This is a genomic window from Mesorhizobium sp. Mes31 (genome assembly GCF_024519675.1).
Taxonomy (GTDB): Bacteria; Pseudomonadota; Alphaproteobacteria; order Rhizobiales; family Rhizobiaceae; genus Mesorhizobium.
This window is the reverse complement of sequence record NZ_JALJRL010000008.1, coordinates 23,746-44,180: the sequence shown is the minus strand read 5'-3', so window position 1 is coordinate 44,180 and position 20,435 is coordinate 23,746. Positions and strand designations below refer to the sequence as shown.

Below are 20,435 nucleotides of genomic sequence, written 5' to 3'. Positions count from 1 at the left end.
GGGCCCCGGAAACCATTGCGGATGCGATGCTCAGAGCTTCGGGTTGAGCAGCGCGTCGATCTTGGGGTCCTTCATGTTGTCCTTGGTCACCAGATTGGCTCCGGTATCGACATTGGCCTCGACCTTCTCGCCCTTCGAGGCGGCGAGCGCGGTCTTGATGCCGTCATAGCCCATCCGGTACGGATCCTGGACGACCAGAGCGGAAATGACGCCGTCGTTGAGGAACTTGATCAGCTTCTCGTCGCTGTCGAATCCGACCAGCGCCAGCTTGCCGCCGAGGTTGTTTTCGGCGACGGCCTGACCGACGCCCTGCGCCATGATCAGGTTGGAAGCGAAAATGCCCTTGAGGTTCGGGTTGGCGGTGATCAGGTCGGTGGCGATGTTGAGGCCGGTGGTGGCCTGGCCGTCGGCATATTTGTCGGCGACGAGCTTCAGGCCCGGATATTTTGCCTTGAGCTGTTCGGTGAAACCCTGTTTGCGCTGTTCGAGCGAGCCGGCGCCGGGTGCGTTGGTGATCAGGGCGACGTCGCCCTCGATCTTGCCGCCGTTGGCGGCGCCGATGGCGGCGGCGAGGCCGTCGGCGGCGACGCGGCCGCCCTGCACGTTGTCGGTGGTCAGGAACGAGGTGAAGGCCTTGGAGTCGGCGCCGGAGTCGATGCCGATAACCTTGACCTTGGCAGCGGCTTCATCGATCGGCTTGCCAAGCGCCTTGAATTCGGTGGGCGCAATCACGATAGCCGCCGGGTTGCTGGCAACGGCGTTCTCGAGGATCGACACCTGGCCGTTGACATCGGTTTCGGCCTGGGCACCGAGCTCGGGCACGTTGACGCCGAGATCCTTGCCGGCCTTGCGGGCACCGGCCAGAACGATCTGCCAGTAGAAGGACGTGGTGTCCTTGACGATGATCGGAATGGTCACGTCCGCCGCCGAAACCGGCGCCGAATGCATGACGCCGGCGAGCATCGACGCTGCTGCCAGCGCCATCACAGCGCGGCGGTTGAGAATGCTGGTCACGAATTTCATTAGGATTCCTCCCTAAGTCGCCCGTTGAACGTTACGGTAGCTCCGTTCGGATAGGCGCGGCCCAAACAGAACTTTATCAATAAAAAACATTTACGATGTTTTGATAGTGCATCGATCCTGTCGATGCAAGCGGTGTTTCGCGCCGGTCTTCCGGAGGTCTGGCGCAGACACATCGACTGCACCGCTCCTCCCTTGCCGCAGTCGAACGCTCCCGTTTCCGTTCCTTGAAGCTATGGAATATTAATTCCATACCTTAGTCAATATGGAATGTTCGTTCTTTCATGGGATCGCAAGTTTGTGAAGCCCGGACCTGCGAGAATGGGATCTTTCAGCGGCGAAGGCGCCAGCTTCATCCCAACTCCTGCACCACCGTATAGGGACGGTATCTGGCATATTCCGTGTCCGGCACTTCAATGTCGAGCAGTTCGAGGTTGCGCGTCAGGTTTGCCGGCTTGGCGGTGCCGGTCAGCACGGTGGCAACCGCCGGTTCATGCAAAGGAAACTGGAACGCGGCAGCGGCGAGGGGATAACCACCCTCGGCGGCGATCCTCTCCATCGCACCGACACGGTCGAGCACATCGTTGCTGGCGGGTTGATAGTCGAAATGCGCGCCCTGCACCGGCCCGGTCGCCAATATGCCGGAGTTGAACACGCCGCCGATGACCAGTGACGTCTGTTGCGCACGGCATAGCGGCAGCAGTTCCGCTTCCGCGCTGCGGTCGAGCAGGGAATAGCGGCTGGCGAGCAGGATGCAGTCGAGCGGCGCCTGGCGCATGACATCGAGGCAGATCTGGACTTCGTTGACGCCGAGTCCATAGGCGGAAATGGCGCCAGAGGATTTCAGTTCCTCCAGCGCCTTGAGACCGCTATCCATCAGCTGGCGAAAGTACAGCTTGTTCTTCTCGACGCCGTGCGTATAGGCGCCGATGTCATGCACGAACAGGATGTCGATCTTGTTGAGGCCAAGCCGCGCGTAGCTGAAATCGACCGAGCGCATGATGCCGTCATAGGAGTAGTCGTAGTCCAGCGCGAAGGGCAGCGGGTCGACATAGGAGTGATCGGGAACCTGATCGTCCGGCACCGGGTGGAACAGGCGGCCGACCTTGGTCGACAACACATAGGAATCGCGTGGCTTGTACCGCAGGAAGTCGCCGAAGCGTCGTTCCGACAGGCCGAAACCGTAGAACGGCGCAGTGTCGAAGTAGCGCAAGCCGGCTTCCCAGGCGCCTTGCAGCGTCTCCATCGCCGCCTCGCGTGAACAGGCGCGGTAGAGGCCGCCGATCGCGGCGCCGCCAAAGCTGACCTCGGTGACCTCGAGCGCAGTCTGACCGATGCGGCGTTTTTCCATGCACGACCTCCCGTTCCCGACCGTTGTCCGGCCTGGCAGTCTTCAGATATCGGTGAAATCTAGAGCGTTGCGCCAAGATGCCAGGGCACGAACTCGTTGTCGCCGTAGCCGAAGTCCTCGCTCTTGGTCTTGCGGCCGGAAGCCGTCTCGACGATCAGTTCGAAGATCTCGCGGCCCATGCCGGCGATGGTCTTTTCGCCGGAGGCAATGACGCCGCAGTTGACGTCCATGTCCTCTTCCATCTGGTGATACATGGTCGAATTGGTGGCGATCTTGATCGATGGCGTCGGCCGGCAGCCGAAGCAGGAGCCGCGGCCGGTGGTGAAGACGATGACGTTGGCGCCGCCGGCCACCTGGCCGGTGGCCGAGACCGGGTCGTAGCCGGGCGTGTCCATGAACACCAAGCCACTGCCGGTGACCTTTTCGGCGTAGCCGAACACGCCGTTGAGCGGCGTCTGGCCGCCCTTGGCAACCGCGCCCAGCGACTTTTCCAGGATGGTGGTCAGCCCGCCGCGCTTGTTGCCGGGCGAGGGGTTGTTGTCGATCGAGGCGCCGTGCTTGGCGACGTGATCCTCCCACCATTTCACGAACCCGTCGAGCTTCTGCGCGACCTCCGGCGTTGCCGCGCGATAGGCGAGCAGATGTTCGGCGCCGTAGATTTCCGTGGTCTCGGAGAGGATGCCGATGCCGCCGACACCGGCCAGGATATCGACAGCCGCACCCAGCGCCGGATTGGCCGTGATGCCCGACATGCCGTCGGAGCCGCCGCATTGCAGGCCGACGACGATCTCGCTGACCGGGATCGGCTCACGCTTCAACTGACCGACTTCCTCGGCGATCTCGGCCAGCACGCCCATCGCCTTTTCGACCGATTTGCGCGAACCGCCGGCGTCCTGGATGTTGAAATGGCGTTTGCCGGCGGCGACGCCCTTCTGGCCGTAAAGGGTCAACTGATTGACCTCGCAGCCGAGCCCGACCATCAGCACGCCGCCGAAATTGGGATGGCGGGCATAGCCGGCGAGTGTGCGGTGCAGCACCATCATGCCGTCGCCGGTGGCGCTCATGCCGCAACCCTGGCCGTGGACGATGGGAACAAAGCCGTCGATGCCGGGATATTTCGGCAGCAGCGTGCGGTTGGCCTGGTCGGCAATGCTACGGCAGACGGTGGCCGAGCAGTTGACGCTGGCGATGATGCCGATGAAGTTGCGCGTGCCGGCGCGGCCATCGGCGCGGCGATAACCCATGAAAGTGCGGGCGCGGTCCGCCTCCGTTGCGTGCTCCGCCTCGCTCGGCGGCACCACCGGCAAACGACCGGCTTCGAAAACCAGATTGTGCGAATGGACATGCTCGCCGGGCGCGATGTCCTGCGTGGCGCGGCCGATCGCCTGGGCGTATTTGACCACGGCCGAGCCGGCGGGAATGGGCTTGATCGCCACCTTGTGGCCAGGCTCGATGACGGCGGTGGCAAGCGCGCCGCCCGGCAGCGTGGTGCCGATATCGATGCGGCCGTTGGCGACGGCGACATTGTCGGCGGCGGAGAGAAGAATGCTGTTCGAGGCGTTCACGGGCGGTTTCCTGGGTGATCCTGGGATGCGCGGACGGATTGACACGCGCCTGTTAAGAGGTAATGTCTTTTATCGTGAAAAAACAGTTTTGCGTCAATTGTTTTTTCACTGCAGCTCCGCATGGCCCTGGGTGATGGGGATGCTTCAAGCACCGAGCCAAGCCATGCATCGCCGAAAAGCGATTCCGCTTTTCGGGGCCATGCGCTAGGAACGTCATATTGCGCTTCAAGCCGGCCACCGCAAGCGCCGGCGTGCAACGGGTCAGGGATGTCGAAGAGCAACAACGTCTACAAGGATGCCTACAACCGCTGCCTCAGGCTGCTCGACGAAACGCGCAGCCTGCCGTCGGAACCGGAGCTTGGCACCTTGCTTGGCGTCAGCCGTACGACCGTCCGCAGCATCCTGGCGCGCATGGAAGAGACCGGGCTGATCACCTGGAACAAGCGTGCCAAGACGGTGCTGCGCGAACCGCGCCCCGACGATTTCTTCCCGGAGGAAGAAACCGACACGCTGGCAGAGATCATCGAGCGGTCGTTCATGCGACGGCTGCTCGCCGGTGGCGCCGAGGCCGGCATGCAGATCAACGAGCTCGAACTGGCGCGCGAGATCGGGGTCGGCACCACCAGCGTGCGCGAGTTCCTGATCCGCTTCTCCCGCTTCGGCCTGATCGAGAAGCGCCGCAACAGCCATTGGGTGCTGAAGGGCTTCACCCGCGCTTTCGCGCTGGAGCTGACCGAAATCCGCGAGATGTTCGAACTGCGCTCGGCGGCCGCCTTCGCCGCCTTGCCGCAGGACAGTACGGTCTGGGTCGATCTCGACCGTCTGGAAGATGAGCATCGCCTGCTCGCGCGCGAGATCGCCACCCGCTTCAACGAATTCTCGGAGCTGGACGAGCGCTTCCACCGGCTCATCCATCGCGCGTCGCGCAACCGCTTCATCGTCGATTTCTACGACGTCATCGCCATGATCTTCCACTACCACTACCAGTGGAACAAGGCGCAGGAGCGTGAGCGCAACGAAGTGGCGGTCGGTGAGCATCTTGCCTATATCGAAGCGCTCAAGTCGCGTGACCTCGGCAAGGTCGACGCGGCCTGCCGCAAGCACCTGAAGTCGGCGCGTCACACCTTGCTGACCTCGATCCCTGAAAACCGGCCGCTACAAAAATCCTGATCGCGCCGCGTTGCCGCAGCATCGAATTGCCGATTTTCCACCCGCCAGCCGCGTGCTAGACATGTAGCATTGCTGCGAAGAGGCAGGGCTTTGGGCGTATCGAGAAGACGGTGGAGCATGCCGGTCGCGCTTGTCGCGGCCTACCTGCTGCTGCTCCAGTCGACGCTCGGCGCGTTCGCCTTCGGCGCCGGGCCGACTGCAGCGCAGATCGACGCTTTCGGCAACGTCATCTGTACCCATGAGGGTGCGGCCCAGCTTCCGGGCGGCAATCCGCAACCGTCCCATATGCCGGCATGCTGCGTGCTTGGCTGCAGCATGGTTTCGACGGCCTTCGCGCCGCCGCCCGACACCAGCCTGGCGCTGGGCAGCCTTTCCTTTGAACCGGTCGCTTTTGTCTTTCCGGCGACGACGCACCTGGACTTCGCGCGTGAGCGCTCGCCGTCGAACCCGCGTGCGCCGCCGCTGACGGCCTGAGCCTGCTTGCCGGCGGAACCTTTCGCGGGCGTACCCATCCAAAGATCAGAACTGTTCGCGACCGGTACCGGCGCGATCATCACTTCATGGAGCAACCATGTCCTGTTTTTTCCTTACTGCCACGCGCCCTACGTTCGGCCGTAACAGATCCTTCCTGCGCAGCTTCGAGGAGCGCCTCGGCATTGCCGTGCTGGCTCTTGCTTTGTTGTTCGTCGGCGCCCAGACCGTCCTGGCGCATGAGTTCAAGGTCGGCGATCTCGAGATCGGGCATCCCTGGTCGCGCGCCACGCCGGCCGGCGCCAAGGTGGCCGGCGGCTATTTCACCATCACCAACAAAGGCAGTGCGCCGGACCGGCTGCTGTCGATTTCCTCCGACATCTCGGACAAGGCCGAGCTGCATGAAATGGCGGTGAAGGACGGCGTCATGACCATGCGGCCGGTTGCCGGCGGCCTGGAAATCCCGGCTGGCGGCAAGGTCGTTTTGGGTCCGGGCAGCTATCATGTGATGTTCATGGATTTGAAGCAGCCACCCAAGCAAGGCGAGATGTTCACCGCCACACTGACCTTCGAAAAGGCCGGGACGGTGACGGTCGAATTCGCCGTGCAAGCCATGGGCAGCGCAGCGCCTCAAGAGGACAACGATTGAACCGGCTATCGATCAATCAGAATTCAGAGGGACCATCATGAACAAGTATCTTTTGTCGGCCGGCGCGCTTTTCGTGCTGGGGACGAGTGCCGCCTTCGCGCACATAACGCTCGAAACCCAGGAAGCCGCGGTCGGCTCGACCTACAAGGCAATCCTGCGCGTGCCGCATGGCTGCGACGGCAAGGCGACGACCGCGGTGCGCGTACAGATCCCGGAAGGGGTGATCGCAGTGAAGCCGATGCCGAAGCCGGGTTGGACATTGCAGGCCAAGAAGGGCAAATACGAAAAATCCTACCAGCTCTACGGCCAGGCGGTGACCGATGGGGTCAAGGAAGTCGACTGGAGCGGCGGCAGCCTGCCGGATGAATTCTACGACGAGTTCGTCTTCCGTGCGCAGTTGACCGCGGATCTGCCGGCGGGTGAAAAACTCTACTTCCCGGTGGTGCAGGAATGCGATGGCGTCGCCGATCGTTGGATCGAGATCCCGGCGGCCGGCCAGGATGAAGACGCCCTGGAGAACCCGGCACCCGGCATCAAGCTGTTGCCCAAGAAATGATTTCTGGTGGCGCGCTTCGGATCGGAGCGCGCCGCTCTTTCAGCGGGGATGACATGAACGCGGCATTCGTCCTGGAGCAGGCCTGCATCACCGGCCGTGGCGTCGGTCGGCTGGCTGCTGGCCTGCTGTTTGGATTTCTGCTGCTTGCCGCGACACTGATGCCGGACCGGGCCCTTGCCCATGCCGCCCTGATCAAGACCGATCCTGCCGACGGCGCGGTGCTGGCACAGGCTCCGGCACGGTTCTCATTGACCTTCAGCGAGCCGGTGTCGCCACTGGTGCTGACGCTGGTGAAGCCCGACGGCACGCCGGTTGCACTGACATCCTTCCGTCTCAGCGACCAGACGGTCGAGATCGACAATCCGCAGACCCTTGGGTCCGGTACGCATGTGCTGAGCTGGCGGGTCATTTCCGCCGACGGTCATCCGGTCGGCGGTTCGCTGCTGTTTTCCATGGGCGGGCCAAGCGCGCCGCCCGCCGTGCCCGAAGCTGTCGACTGGCAGTTGCGCGTGGCAATCTGGGTCGGCAAGATCTTTCTCTACATTGGCCTTTTCCCTGGCGTCGGTGGCGCCTTCGCCTTTGCCTGGTTGGCTGGCGGCGGACAGGCCGGTCGGCGCTTCGTCATCGCTGCAATCCCGTGCGGGCTCGTCGCGGCATGCTTGTCGCTCGGCCTGCAGGGGCTGGATGCACTCGGGGCACCGCTCTCTCATCTGGCGCGGCCGGTCATCTGGCGGACCGGGCTCGGCACCAGTTTCGGCTGGACGGTGCTGATTGCCCTGATGGCGCTGGGCCTCGGCCTGCTGTCGCTGGTCGGGCCGCGCGCGACCGCCAAGCCATTCGCCCTGGCAGGGCTGGCCGGAGTGGGTGCCGCGCTTGCCGCCAGCGGCCACGCAAGTGCCGCCGAACCACAATGGCTGACGCGGCCGATGGTGTTCCTGCATGGCGTCGGCATCGCATTCTGGGCTGGTGCGTTGATGCCGCTCGGCCTGGCGCTGGAGGATCAATCGGCGGAGGCCGCGCCATTCCTTCGCCGGTTTTCCTGGCTGATCCTGCCTGTGGTGGCCGTGCTTGCGGCGGCCGGCATCGCGCTTGCTGTCATCCAGGTGCAGACACCCACGGCGCTGGTCGATACCGCCTATGGCCGGCTGCTGCTGATCAAGCTCGGGTTGCTGGTCTTCCTGTTCACGCTCGCCGCCGTCAACCGCTGGAGACTCACAGCTTTGGCCGAGGCGGGAGCGACAGAAGTGCAACGCAGGCTCTCTCGCTCGATCGGCGTCGAAATGCTGATCGTGCTGGCGATCTTCGGCGTTGCCGCGGGATGGCGCTTCACGCCGCCGCCACGGGCACTGGCGATCGCGGCGGCGCAACCAGCCTCGGTCCACATTCACGCGCTGAAGGCGATGGCCGATCTCAGCATCACGCCCGGCCACGCCGGGCCGGTCGTCGCCTCGATGATCATCATGACCGGCGATTTCGGGCCGCTCGACGCCAAGGAGGTGACGCTGGTGCTTTCAAAGCCCGATTCCGGCATCGAGCCGCTGAAGCGCGCCGCGACCAAACCCGGCGACGGCAGCTGGCGTGTCGACAACCTCGTCATCCCGGTTCCCGGCAAGTGGACGGTGCGCATCGACATCCTGGTTTCGGACTTCGAGATAGTGAAGATCGAAGCGCCAATCGACATCAGGCCGTAGAGCCGGGGTGCCAGGCGCTGGCACGAGCCGACCCGACAATCTGGGCAACACAATTCGGCGAGGCGGTTGACGTGACCCGAAAGGCCCGTCAATCATCTCGCCAAGAATGGGCATCCGCGCAAATCGCGAGCTCGAACCAACAAGATCCGAAAGCAGGGAAGAAACGATGGAAAAAGCCGAAATCGGGCTGATCGGCCTTGGCACGATGGGCTCCAACCTGGCGCTCAACATCGCCGAGCACGGCCACCGCATCGCCGTCTTCAACCGCACCCGGGCACGCACCGACGCTTTCGTCGAAAATGCCGGCGCGCTGAAGGACATGGTGGTGCCCTGCTACAGCCTGGAAGATCTCGCCGCGGCGATCCGGCCGCCGCGCCCGATCATCATCATGGTGCTGGCCGGCAAGCCGGTTGACGAGCAGATCGCGGCCTTGCGTGGCGTGCTGTCGGCCAATGACATCGTCATCGACGCCGGCAACGCCAATTTCCGCGACACGATGCGGCGCTTCTCCGAACTTTCCGGGTCAGGTCTCACCTTTATCGGCATGGGCGTTTCCGGCGGCGAGGAGGGCGCGCGCCACGGACCGTCGATCATGGTCGGCGGCACCGAAGAGAGCTGGAAGCGTGTCGAGAAAGTGCTGACCGCCATTTCCGCCAAGTTCAAGGACGAACCCTGCGCGGCATGGCTCGGCACCGACGGCGCCGGTCATTTCGTCAAGACCATCCACAACGGCATCGAATATGCCGACATGCAGATGATCGCTGAAATCTACGGCATCCTGCGCGACGGCCTCGGCATGGGGCCGAAGGAGATCGGCACGGTGTTTTCCAACTGGAACAAGGGCCGGCTCAACTCCTACCTGATCGAGATCACCCCCAAGGTGCTGGCCGCCGACGATGCGAAGACCGGCAAGCCGGTGGTCGACATCATCCTCGACCGCGCCGGCCAGAAAGGCACCGGCAAATGGTCCGTCATCGAGGCGCAGCAGCTCGGCATTCCGGCGACGGCGATCGAGGCGGCTGTGGCGGCACGCGTTCTGTCGTCGATCAAGGACGAGCGGCTGGCGGCGGAAAAAGCCTATGGCAATGTCGGGGTGGCGAAGATTTCGGGCGACAAGGACGCACTGCTGAAAGACCTCGAACTGGCGCTGTTCGCCGGCAAGATCGCCGCCTATGCACAGGGTTTCGCGGTTATGAGCGGCGCGTCGAAGGAGTTCAACTGGAACCTGCCGATGCCGACCATCGCCAAGATCTGGCGAGCCGGCTGCATCATTCGTTCGCAGCTGCTCGACACCATGGCCGAGGCCTTCGGCAAGGGCAGCGCTGCGACCAATCTCCTGATGGCCCCAGCCTTCATCGCCATGATGCAGGAAGCGCATCCGTCGCTGCGGCGCGTCGTGGCAAGAGCATCCGAGGCCGGTGCGCCGGTGCCGGCACTGTCTTCGGCACTTGCCTATTTCGACAGCTATCGCCAGGGCCGCGGCACCTCCAACTTGATCCAGGCGCAGCGTGATTTCTTCGGCGCGCATGGCTTCGAGCGCATCGACGGGGCGGGCGCGTTCCATGGTCCGTGGGGCAGTGGCGCGACTGGCTGATCAGAGCATCGGACCAGATCAGTCGGCTGGACGCTGATAGGCCTGCACCTCGCCTGGCAAGCTGAGCGACTGCAGCGAGCCGGGCGCGGCGCCGCCGATCCAGCCGAGCACGGAGCGGGCGAGTTCGGAGCCCGCCAGCCGGAAGTTCTCGTTGACGACGAGCAGTTCCGGCCGGAACAGGTGCAAGAGATCCGACGACTGCTTGGACACTACATCGACGTCGCGGCCGAGCTTGAGGCCGGCATCCTCGATGCCGGCGACGATGGCGAGTGTCGCGGCGGCGGCGCTGCTGACAAAACCGTCCGGCCGGTTCTCACGGCGCATCAGTTGCGCGGTCCGGCTCCTGATCTGCTCGATCGAATGGTCGATCGAAACGGTGTTGAACGGGATTTCGCTGGCGCCAACCTCGCTCAGCGCATCGGCAAATCCGTTCAGCGTGTGGCTGTAGTAGGTCAGCCCTGGCGGCGGCGACAGAAGCGCCAGCTTGCGCCGGCCCATGCTTGCCAATCGGCGCACGGCCTCGATCGCGAAGGCATGGTTGTCGAAGTCGTGGTAGGGGTGGACGACACCCATGTCAGTGCGGCCATGCGTGGCAAAAGGCATGCCGTGCTCCAGCATGTAGCGGGCGCGCGGATCGTTCGGTTGGGTGCGTGAGATGATGACGCCGTCGGCGGAGCCGGTCTCGACGAGATAGCGGATTGGCTCCAACGGATCCTGGGAGCGGGAATAGGGCGTTACGATCAGGTGATAGGGCGTTTCGGCAAGCACTTCCGAAACGCCATAGATGATGTCCGAGACAAAGCTCATGATCTCGCGGTCGGTGTTGAGCACGAGGCTGATGACGTTGGTCCTGCCGGTGCGCAGGCGCACGCCGGCGCGGTTCGGCCGATAACCGATCTGCTTGGCCACCAGTTGGACGCGTCGCCTGGTTTCGGCGCCGATTTCCGGAGCATCCTTCAAGGCGCGCGACACGGTGGTGACGCCGAGCCCTGTCATGAAGGCAAGCGTCTTCAGCGTCGGTCGCCCCTGCGTCGACGCCTCTTCCTTCTTGTCCCTGCGCTGTTTGTCCATTCGTCCCGCCCGTCAGGCGCATAGCAGCCGCCGGGCAGGTCGGCAATCGCCGCCATTGCGATACGACTTACGCTCCAGCCCCGGTAAACCTAGATATACTGAAACGTTACAGATTGCCAATATCGAGATGCGGACCGCCTTTCGCCAGGGGACGGCTCCTGTACGAAACCCATTGGGATTCCATAGGAATCACGCTCCTTGGCGGCTTTCATGCATCATTCCAGCGTTTTGCACTGCAGCGAGCATGTTGCAGCGCACATAGGCATTGCCGTTCGTGCGAATTTGTTCGCGGCTCGAAAAAAAGATGGACCCAATTCGATCGTGGGGTTGCACAGTCCACGCAATTGCCGTATCGAAAATCTGTAACGTTTCAGATTCTGGGAGGAACCGAAATGCGATACAAACTTTTGACCGCTGCCCTGGCAGCGACGGCCGCGCTGCAGTTCGCCGGTCCGGCCGCCGCGACCGATCTGGAAGTCACCCATTGGTGGACTTCGGGCGGCGAGGCGGCGGCGGTCGCGGAACTCGCCAAGGCTTTCGACGCAACCGGCAATCACTGGGTGGACGGCGCCATCGCCGGTTCCGGCGGCACGGCGCGGCCGATCATGATCAGCCGCATCACCGGCGGCGATCCGATGGGCGCCACCCAGTTCAACCACGGCCGCCAGGCGGAAGAGCTGGTGCAGGCCGGCCTGATGCGCGACCTTACCGACGTCGCCACCAAGGGCAAGTGGACGGAGATCGTGCGGCCGAAGAGCCTGCTCGACAGCTGCACCATCGACGGCAAGATCTATTGCGTGCCCGTCAACATCCATTCCTGGCAGTGGCTGTGGCTGTCGAACGAGGCCTTCCAGAAGGCCGGCGTGCCGGTGCCGAAGAATTGGAATGAATTCGTGGCCGCCGCCCCGGCGCTGGAGAAGGCAGGTATCGTCCCGCTCGCCGTCGGCGGGCAGGCATGGCAGTCCTCCGGCGCCTTCGACGTGCTGCTTGCAGCGGTGGGCGGCTCGGATGCATTCCTCAAGGTCTACAAGGACAAGGATGCCAAATTCGCCGCCGGACCCGAAGTCGCCAAGGTTTTCAAGGCCGCGGACGATGCCCGCAAGATGGCAAAGAACACCAATGTGCAGGACTGGAACCAGGCCACCAACATGGTCATTACCGGCAAGGCCGGCGGCCAGATCATGGGTGACTGGGCACAAGGCGAGTTTCAGGTTGCCGGCAAGACCGCCGGCAAGGATTATACCTGCCTGCCGGGCCTTGGGCTGAACGAAGTCATCGCCACCGGCGGCGACGCCTTCTACTTCCCGCTGCTCAAGGATGCCGACAAGGCCAAGGCCCAGGAGGTGCTGGCCCAGACTCTGCTCGATCCCAAGACGCAGGTCGCCTTCAACCTGAAGAAGGGTTCGCTGCCGGTGCGCGGCGACGTCGATCTCAACGCGGCGAACGACTGCATGAAGAAGGGCCTGGCCATCCTCGCCAAGGGCGCCGTCATACCGTGGACGGACCAGTTGCTCTCGCAGGACACCCAGAAGCAGAAGGAAGATCTGTTCGCCGAATTCTTCGCCAAGCCGGAGTTGACGGTGGAAGACGCGCAGAAGCGCTTCGCCGACCTCATCGCGTCGGCAGACTGACGTTTGAGGCAACCCACCTCGGTCCCGGCCTTGCGAACGCATGGCCGGGACCACACCGCCCTTACCCAGCCGGCTGACGAGATGAGCAAGAGCGAACGCCCCAACCCGCTGTTCCGCAACCTCAATGCGAAGGTCGCCTCGATCCCGATGATCCTCACCGCAGGGGTGGTTTTCGTCGGCGGCACTCTTTGGACAGTGCTCTATTCCTTCACCAACTCGAAGCTCTTGCCGCGGCTGAATTTCGTCGGGCTCGACCAGTATTACAGGTTGTGGGTGACGCCGCGCTGGCTGATCTCGATCGAGAACCTTTTGATCTACGGCGCGATCTCGCTGGTTTTCTCACTGGTCATCGGCTTCCTGCTTGCCGCGTTGCTCGACCAGAAGATACGCTTCGAGGATACGTTCCGGACCATCTTCCTCTATCCCTTTGCGCTGTCTTTCATCGTCACCGGCCTTGTCTGGCAGTGGCTGCTCAATCCGGATTTCGGCATCCAGCATGTGGTGCGGGGGCTGGGTTGGGAGAGCTTCAGCTTCGACCCGCTCTACAATTCCAGCATCGTCATCTACGGCATATCGATCGCGGCACTGTGGCAAGGCACCGGGCTCATCATGTGCCTGATGCTGGCCGGCCTGCGTGGCATCGACGAGGACATCTGGAAGGCCGCGCGGGTGGACGGGATACCGATGTGGAAGACCTATCTGTTCATCGTCATCCCGATGATGAGGCCGGTCTTCATCACCACGCTCGTCATCATCGCCTCCGGCATCGTCAAGGTCTATGACCTCGTCGTGGCCCAGACCAGCGGCGGCCCGGGCATCGCCTCCGAGGTGCCGGCCAAGTATGTGTATGACTACATGTTCTTCGCCCAGAACCTCGGCCAGGGTTTTGCCGCCTCGACCATGATGCTGCTCTCGGTGGTGATCGTCATCGTGCCATGGGCCTATCTCGAATTCGGGCGGCGCAAATGAGTATGGCAAACACCACAGCTCCAACAATCGCTGCCGCCAGCCAGGGCATCGCCGGGCCCTACGGCCCGAAACCGCGCCGCATGTTTTCGCGGCGCAACATCTTCCTTTACGGCACACTCTTCGTCATCGCGGCCTACTACCTGTTGCCGCTCTACGTGATGGTCGTCACTTCGCTCAAAGGCATGCCGGAAATCCGGCTCGGCAACATCTTCTCGCCGCCGCTCGAAATCACCTTGGAGCCGTGGGTCAAGGCCTGGTCGACGGCCTGCACCGGCCTCAACTGCGACGGGCTTTCGCGCGGCTTCTGGAATTCGGTGCGCATCACCGTGCCGTCGGTGCTGCTATCGATCGCCATCGCCTCGGTGAACGGCTACGCGCTGGCCAATTGGCGCTTCAAGGGCGCCGACACCTTTTTCGTCATTCTGATCGTCGGTGCCTTCATCCCCTACCAGGTGATGATCTATCCGATCGTCATCATCCTGCGCGAGATCGGCCTGTACGGCAGCCTCAGCGGGCTGGTGATCGTCCATTCCATTTTCGGCATGCCGATCCTGACGTTGCTGTTTCGCAACTATTTTTCCTCCATGCCGGAAGAGCTGTTCAGGGCGGCGCGTGTCGACGGCGCCGGCTTCTGGGGCATCTTCCTGCGCATCATGCTGCCGATGTCGCTGCCGATCTTCGTCGTCGCCATCATCCTGCAGGTGACGGGTATCTGGAACGACTTCCTGTTCGGCGTCGTCTACACCCGCCCCGACACCTATCCGATGACGGTGCAGCTCAACAACATCGTCAACTCGGTGCAAGGCGTGAAGGAGTACAACGTCAACATGGCCGCCACCATCCTGACCGGGCTTGTGCCGCTTATCGTCTATTTCATTTCCGGCAAGCTTTTCGTCCGCGGCATCGCCGCCGGCGCGGTGAAAGGATGATGGCGATGACGGCAGCCAACGGCACCAGCGTCTCGATCCAGAACCTGTCGCTGAATTTCGGTGCGGTGACCGTGCTGGAGACGCTCAATCTCGATGTCGCCAATGGCGAATTCATCGTGCTGCTCGGGCCCTCCGGCTGCGGCAAGTCGACCTTGCTCAACTGCATCGCCGGCCTGCTCGACGTCTCGGAAGGCCGCATTTTCATCAAAGGCAAGAACGTCACCTGGGAAGAGCCCAAGGACCGCGGCATCGGCATGGTGTTCCAGTCTTATGCGCTCTACCCGCAGATGACAGTGGAGAAGAACCTGTCCTTCGGTCTGCGCGTCGCTGGCACACCGAAGGACGAGATCGCCAAGCGGATCGCGCGGGCCGCCGAGATCCTGCAGATCGAGCCGCTGTTGCAACGCAAGCCGGCGGCGCTCTCCGGCGGCCAGCGCCAGCGCGTGGCGATCGGGCGCGCTCTGGTGCGCGATGTTGACGTGTTCCTGTTCGACGAGCCGCTCTCCAATCTCGACGCCAAGCTGCGCGCCGAACTGCGTGTCGAGATAAAGCTGCTGCACCGCAAGCTGCAGAACACCATGATCTACGTTACCCACGACCAGATCGAGGCGATGACGCTGGCCGACCGTATTGCAGTCATGAAAGGTGGCGTCATCCAGCAGCTCGATGCGCCGCAGACCATCTACAACCGCCCGGTCAACCGCTTCGTCGCCGGCTTTCTTGGTTCGCCGGCGATGAATTTCATCGACGGGCAGGTGGCGGCCGGTATTGCTTTCAAGACCGGAGATATCTCCATACCGCTCGACCGCTACGCTTTCGACGCGGCGGGCAATGGCAGCGGGCCTTGCGTTTTCGGTATCCGGCCCGAGCACGTCGCCTTTGGCGAGGCGGCGAACACCATGCCCTTCGCCACCGATGCCGCGGTCGAGATCGTCGAGCCGATGGGCTCCGACACGCTGGTGTGGACGAAGCTCGGCGGCCACAATTTCTCCTTCCGCGTCGAGGCGGAAAAGACGCTGCGCAATGGCGAGCCAATCCGGATCGGCTTCGATCCCGCCCGCGCCTCGCTGTTCGACAGCCAATCCGGCAACCGCATGTAGCCCCAAGACCCACCATCCCCAAGCAGAACGGACAGAGACGATGAACTGGTCATTCCAACTGTACAGCGCCCGCAATTTCCAGCCCTGGGAAGGCGTGCTCAACACGCTCGGCAAGCTCGGCTACACCGAGGTTGAAGGCTTCGGCGGCGTCTATGACGATCCCAAGGCCTTCCGCGCCGAAATCGACAAGAATGGCCTCGCCATGCCGACCGGGCATTTCTCGATCGACGCGCTCGAGAAGGATTTCGACGGCGTGCGCAAGATTGCCGACGCGCTCGGCATCACGCTGCTCATCTGTCCCTTTCTGATGCCTGACCAGCGGCCATCCGACACCGCCGGCTGGCGTGGCTTTGGCGAACGCTTGGCCAAGGTCGGCGCCGCCGCGAAAAAGGCCGGCTACGGCTTTGCCTGGCACAACCATGATTTCGAGTTCAAGAAACTCGCCGATGGATCGGTGCCGCAGGACCACATCCTGTCCTCCGCGCCTGACATCGGCTGGGAGATGGATGTCGCCTGGGTGGTGCGCGGCGGCGACGATCCGCTGCCCTGGATCGAGAAACACGGCAAGCGCATCAGCGCCGTTCACGTCAAGGACATCGCCAAGCCTGGCGAGGGGCTGGACGAGGATGGCTGGTCGGATGTCGGCCACGGCACCATCGACTGGGCCGGCCTGATCAAGGTGCTGCGCGCCAAGAGTGCCGCCAAGTACTTCGTCATGGAACAGGACAACCCGAACGACATCGAGCGCTTCGCCCGCCGTTCGATCGCAACCGTAAAAAACTACTAGGAACAATCAGCATGGCAAAGAAACTGGGTATCGGCGTCATCGGCTGCGGCAACATCTCGAAGGCGTATTTCTCGCTGGCGCCGCTGTTTCGCGGCATCGAGATGCGCGCCTGCGCCGACATCAATATGGATGCCGCCAGGGCGCGGGCAAAGGAGTTCAAGCTGCGCGCCGAAACAGTCGACGGATTGTTGAAGGCCGACGACATCGACATCATCGTCAATCTGACCATCCCGGCGGTGCACTACGAGGTGTCCAAGCAGGTGCTCGACGCCGGCAAGCACGTCTATTCGGAAAAGCCCTTCGTGCTGTCGGTCAAGGAAGGCCAGGACCTCAAGGCGCGAGCGGAGAAGAAGGGGCTGCGCATCGGCTCGGCGCCCGACACCTTCCTCGGCGGTGCGCATCAGCTGGTCCGCGAGCTGATCGACGAGGGAAAACTCGGCAAGATCACCAGCGGCACGTGCCACGTCATGGGCCACGGCATGGAGCACTGGCACCCCAATCCCGACTTCTTCTTCCAGCCTGGCGCGGGACCGGTGCTCGACATCGGACCGTATTACATCACCAATCTGATCCAGCTGATCGGACCGGTGAAACAGGTCGCGGCCTTCGCGACGACGCCGGCCAAGGAGCGCACCATCAGCTCAAAGCCGCGCGCCGGCGAAAAGATCCCGGTCAACACGCCGACGACCATCCATGGCCTGCTGGAATTCGAGAACGGCGCCGTGGTGACGCTGAACACAAGCTGGGATGTCTGGGCCCACGGCCATGCGCCGATGGAACTCTATGGCGAGGCCGGCACGGTGTTTGTGCCGGATCCGAACTTCTTCGGTGGCGATGTGCGCTTCACCGAGGACAGCAAGCCGGTCAAGAAGTTGCCGAAATGGAAGCATCCGTTCGGCGTGCCCAACGAGATGCATTCGCAAGGCATGATGGCCAATTACCGCACCGCCGGCCTTGCCGACATGGCGCTCGCGATCACCGAGGGCCGGCCGCACCGCTGCTCGATGGAACTGGCGCTGCATGCCGTCGACGTGATGACCGGCCTGCTGCGCTCGGGCGAGACCGGCAAGTTCGTCGCCATGCAGACGACATGCGAGCGGCCGGCGGCACTTGGCGTCAAGGAAGCCAAGGAGCTGCTGGCAAAGAAGAAATAGGCCACGCGCCGCATCCCCCTCCCCGTTCTTGCGGGGAGGGGGTAAGGGAGAGGGGCTGAGCCGACTCGCCGCGTTGTCGCGGTGGCAGCCGACGGGCTCGCTTCCATCTGAGGATTTCCCATGCCCTACACCCCCGCCGAAAACCGCTACCAGAACATGGTCTACAACCGTTGTGGTCGCTCCGGCCTGAAGCTGCCGGCGATCTCGCTTGGGCTGTGGCACAATTTTGGTAATGATACGCCGCACAAGACCAAGCAGGCGATCGCCCGCAAGGCCTTCGACCTTGGCATCACGCATTTCGACCTCGCCAACAATTACGGTCCGCCGCCCGGTTCGGCGGAGACCGCTTTCGGCGAAATCCTGCGCACCGATTTCGCCGGCTATCGCGATGAGCTGATCATCTCGACCAAGGCCGGCTACGAGATGTGGGCCGGCCCTTATGGCGAATGGGGCGGGCGCAAATACATGCTGGCCAGCCTCGACCAGAGCCTGAAGCGGATGGGGCTCGACTATGTCGACATCTTCTATTCGCACCGCTTCGATCCCGATACGCCGCTGGAAGAAACCATGGGAGCGCTCGATCATGCCGTGCGCTCGGGCAAGGCGCTCTATGCCGGCATCTCGTCCTACAATTCGCAACGCACGCGCGAGGCCGCCGACATCCTGAAGCAGCTCGGCACGCCCTGTGTCATCCACCAGCCGAGCTATTCGATGCTGAACCGCTGGGTCGAGGAGGATGGCCTGCTCGATACGCTTGAAGGGCTCGGCGTCGGCTCCATCGTGTTCTCGCCGCTGGCGCAAGGCATGCTGACCGACAAATATCTCGGCGGCATCCCGCAAGGCAGCCGCGCCTCCCAGGGCAAGTCACTGAAGACGGCGTTCATCAACGACAGGACCATTGCCAACATCAAGGCGCTCGACGCCATTGCCGGCAAGCGCGGCCAGACGCTAGCGCAGATGGCGCTGGCCTGGGTGCTGCGCAAGGGCAAGGTGACCTCGGCGCTGATCGGTGCCAGCCGGCCGGAGCAGGTCGAGGACTGCGTCGGCGTGCTCAAGGTGCCCGACTTCAGCGATGCGGAACTGGCCGAGATCGATACCTACGCACGCGAGTCCGACATCAATCTGTGGGCGGCTTCGGCCGAACGCAAAGGTCCGCCGAGGAAATAGGCTTTCTTGCAAGCCGGCCAACTAGCTAGCTAGAAACAGCGGGAACCCCTCCCGCCGTTCTCATGCAAAAGCGAGATGGCCGCGTCAGGGCGTCGCCGGCTTCTGGGCGGTGCCAAGCCCGACCTTGGGCTTTTCCGGCGCGGGCGCAGGGGTCTTCATCTTCGCCTCGATCCAGCCGCTGTAGTTGGCCAGCCGCGTGTAGATGCCATAGGCGTCCTTGTGGCCGCAGGCAGCACTTCCGTCCGCCGGGCCTTCGCCCCAGCTGACGACGCCGACCTGGACCGGGCCGCCGGCGCCGGTCATGAACAGCGGGCCGCCGCTGTCGCCATTGCAGGCGTCGCGCACGCCGCTGGTGGTGCCGGCGCAGATCATGTTGTTGGTCAGCGGGTCGGTCATGTCGGCGGCGATCGCATTGGCGGCGGCTTCGATGCCCTTTTCCGAGTAGCGCATGCGATGGGACAGATCGCCCAGTGCCGCCTTCAGATCATGCGCGTAGATGGCCTTGATGCCGCTGTTGCAGGCGCTGTTCGGCTGCAGGTCCAGATCGGCAACCATCAGTGTGGTGGGAAAGGTTCCGTCCTGCATCTTGCCCCAGCCGGTGACGGTCGTCTTGCCGGCATCGGGGGTCGCCTCGTGGGTGAGCTTGATGGTCGGCGCATCGGCCGGCTCGGCAAGCCGGAGCAGGCCGAGGTCGTTGTCGAGCGTCTGCTCGCTGTAGCCTTCGTTGACGATGACCTCCGCCACCTTGTGGCGCTTGCCCTCGCTCAGTTCGGTGGCGCCGGTCAGCACGGTGACGGAGTCTGGCGAAATCGGCTGGCCCTTGTCGTTGAGGCAGTGCGCCGCGGTCAGCACCCATTGCGGCGCGATCAGGCTGCCGCCGCAGAATTGTGCATTGGCCTGCGAGGCCGGGTTCTCGTCCAGCCTGTCGGTGGTAAGCAGCGCGACCTGGAACGGGTAGGCGCCCTTTTCGGCCTGGTTGCCGCCATAGACGCGATCGGTGCCTTCGGGATTCTCCGCCGCAGCCTTGGCCCTGGCATCCGCGACACGTTTCATCGGCGAGACCGCCGCTTCGGGCCTGGCGATGTCATCCGCCTGGCTGGTGTTGATTGATATAACGGCAGCGGCGATGCCAAGCAGCGAAGCGGCAACGATTGGCCCGAACCGACTTGTGATGTGCACCTGAAACCTCCTGAGACCATTTTCCCGTGCAGGCCGGTGCCGGGACATGATGCAAAGAGGCGGCGCCGGTTTCGAAATCCGGACGCGTGCCACTTTCAATTGGCGCGCGATCGGTCACAAAACCGAATCCCACTTTTGCTAACCGTGCCCGCGAGCAGAACCCGCACAAACCCTATAGCCCCCCACGGGCTACGTGGAAGTGATTTGTCATTGCCAATGTTGGATTATTTTAGGCAGTATATCGCCGCGGGCGTTTTTTGGCGGGGGCCTTCAAATGACCGTGCAGAACAACGATCGGGCCGAACGCCGGCGGGGAAACTCATTTTTCGGCGTCACCACGATCTCGACAATATTTCTGTATTTTGATCCAGTCCTTGCTGA

Annotated in this window: 19 protein-coding genes; 14 read left to right on the top strand and 5 right to left on the bottom strand. The window is 63.2% G+C overall.

Annotated elements, in window-relative coordinates; genetic code table 11:
• Positions 1–30 precede the first annotated feature (30 nt).
• The 3 genes from NR193_RS15335 to NR193_RS15325 all read right to left on the bottom strand — a co-directional run bounded on the left by NR193_RS15335 (position 31) and on the right by NR193_RS15325 (position 3,936).
• A complete protein-coding gene (locus NR193_RS15335; protein ID WP_091583393.1) occupies positions 31–1,023 on the bottom strand; it encodes an ABC transporter substrate-binding protein in 993 nt (330 codons plus the stop codon).
• 349 nt (positions 1,024–1,372) lie between these two features.
• On the bottom strand, positions 1,373–2,371 hold the full coding sequence (locus NR193_RS15330) for an aldo/keto reductase (RefSeq protein ID WP_256751646.1): 999 nt from the start codon (positions 2,369–2,371) through the stop codon (positions 1,373–1,375).
• 59 nt (positions 2,372–2,430) lie between these two features.
• Positions 2,431–3,936 (bottom strand): altronate dehydratase family protein, encoded by a 1,506-nt coding sequence (locus NR193_RS15325; protein ID WP_256751645.1) that lies wholly within the window; start codon positions 3,934–3,936, stop codon positions 2,431–2,433.
• Here NR193_RS15325 and NR193_RS15320 point away from each other — a divergent pair.
• The 7 genes from NR193_RS15320 to gndA all read left to right on the top strand — a co-directional run bounded on the left by NR193_RS15320 (position 3,917) and on the right by gndA (position 10,067).
• Complete coding sequence (locus NR193_RS15320; protein ID WP_256751644.1) at positions 3,917–4,144, top strand: hypothetical protein; 228 nt, start codon at positions 3,917–3,919, stop codon at positions 4,142–4,144. The two genes, NR193_RS15325 and NR193_RS15320, sit on opposite strands and share 20 nt — an antisense overlap.
• 59 nt (positions 4,145–4,203) lie before the next feature.
• Positions 4,204–5,106: a GntR family transcriptional regulator gene (locus NR193_RS15315; protein WP_256751643.1), complete on the top strand. Its 903-nt coding sequence runs from the start codon at positions 4,204–4,206 to the stop codon at positions 5,104–5,106.
• 117 nt (positions 5,107–5,223) lie between these two features.
• Positions 5,224–5,580, top strand: coding sequence for a DUF2946 family protein (locus NR193_RS15310; protein WP_256751642.1), 357 nt, complete (start codon positions 5,224–5,226; stop codon positions 5,578–5,580).
• Between the two features lie 97 nt (positions 5,581–5,677).
• On the top strand, positions 5,678–6,226 hold the full coding sequence (locus NR193_RS15305; protein WP_256751641.1) for a copper chaperone PCu(A)C: 549 nt from the start codon (positions 5,678–5,680) through the stop codon (positions 6,224–6,226).
• A 37-nt stretch (positions 6,227–6,263) separates the two neighbouring features.
• Positions 6,264–6,782, top strand: coding sequence for a YcnI family protein (locus NR193_RS15300; RefSeq protein ID WP_256751640.1), 519 nt, complete (start codon positions 6,264–6,266; stop codon positions 6,780–6,782).
• 53 nt (positions 6,783–6,835) lie between these two features.
• A complete protein-coding gene (locus tag NR193_RS15295; RefSeq protein ID WP_256751639.1) occupies positions 6,836–8,473 on the top strand; it encodes a copper resistance CopC/CopD family protein in 1,638 nt (545 codons plus the stop codon).
• 166 nt (positions 8,474–8,639) lie between these two features.
• Positions 8,640–10,067, top strand: coding sequence for an NADP-dependent phosphogluconate dehydrogenase (gene gndA, locus NR193_RS15290; RefSeq protein WP_256751638.1), 1,428 nt, complete (start codon positions 8,640–8,642; stop codon positions 10,065–10,067).
• 18 nt (positions 10,068–10,085) lie between these two features.
• Here the strand turns inward: gndA and NR193_RS15285 are convergent, their stop codons facing one another.
• Positions 10,086–11,138 (bottom strand): LacI family transcriptional regulator, encoded by a 1,053-nt coding sequence (locus NR193_RS15285; RefSeq protein WP_256751637.1) that lies wholly within the window; start codon positions 11,136–11,138, stop codon positions 10,086–10,088.
• A 392-nt stretch (positions 11,139–11,530) separates the two neighbouring features.
• On the opposite strand from NR193_RS15285, the gene NR193_RS15280 reads away from it, so the two are divergent.
• The 7 genes from NR193_RS15280 (at position 11,531) to mgrA (ending at position 18,875) form a co-directional block, all read left to right on the top strand.
• Complete coding sequence (locus NR193_RS15280) at positions 11,531–12,769, top strand: ABC transporter substrate-binding protein (RefSeq protein ID WP_256751636.1); 1,239 nt, start codon at positions 11,531–11,533, stop codon at positions 12,767–12,769.
• A gap of 81 nt (positions 12,770–12,850) precedes the next feature.
• On the top strand, positions 12,851–13,738 hold the full coding sequence (locus tag NR193_RS15275) for a carbohydrate ABC transporter permease (RefSeq protein WP_256751635.1): 888 nt from the start codon (positions 12,851–12,853) through the stop codon (positions 13,736–13,738).
• Positions 13,735–14,667, top strand: coding sequence for a carbohydrate ABC transporter permease (locus NR193_RS15270; RefSeq protein ID WP_256751634.1), 933 nt, complete (start codon positions 13,735–13,737; stop codon positions 14,665–14,667). The genes NR193_RS15275 and NR193_RS15270 overlap by 4 nt, the downstream gene beginning before the upstream one ends.
• 5 nt (positions 14,668–14,672) lie before the next feature.
• Positions 14,673–15,767, top strand: a complete 1,095-nt coding sequence (locus NR193_RS15265; protein ID WP_256751633.1) for an ABC transporter ATP-binding protein — start codon at positions 14,673–14,675, stop codon at positions 15,765–15,767.
• 40 nt (positions 15,768–15,807) lie between these two features.
• The gene (locus NR193_RS15260) at positions 15,808–16,554 is read left to right on the top strand and encodes a sugar phosphate isomerase/epimerase (protein ID WP_256751632.1); all 747 of its coding nucleotides are present in this window, start codon (positions 15,808–15,810) and stop codon (positions 16,552–16,554) included.
• Positions 16,555–16,565: 11 nt separating this feature from the next.
• A complete protein-coding gene (locus NR193_RS15255; RefSeq protein WP_256751631.1) occupies positions 16,566–17,708 on the top strand; it encodes a Gfo/Idh/MocA family protein in 1,143 nt (380 codons plus the stop codon).
• A gap of 120 nt (positions 17,709–17,828) precedes the next feature.
• Complete coding sequence (mgrA, locus tag NR193_RS15250; protein WP_256751630.1) at positions 17,829–18,875, top strand: L-glyceraldehyde 3-phosphate reductase; 1,047 nt, start codon at positions 17,829–17,831, stop codon at positions 18,873–18,875.
• Positions 18,876–18,959: 84 nt separating this feature from the next.
• On the opposite strand, the gene NR193_RS15245 is transcribed toward mgrA, so the two are convergent.
• The gene (locus tag NR193_RS15245; protein WP_256751629.1) at positions 18,960–20,054 is read right to left on the bottom strand and encodes a trypsin-like serine protease; all 1,095 of its coding nucleotides are present in this window, start codon (positions 20,052–20,054) and stop codon (positions 18,960–18,962) included.
• Between the last annotated feature and the right edge of the window lie 381 nt (positions 20,055–20,435).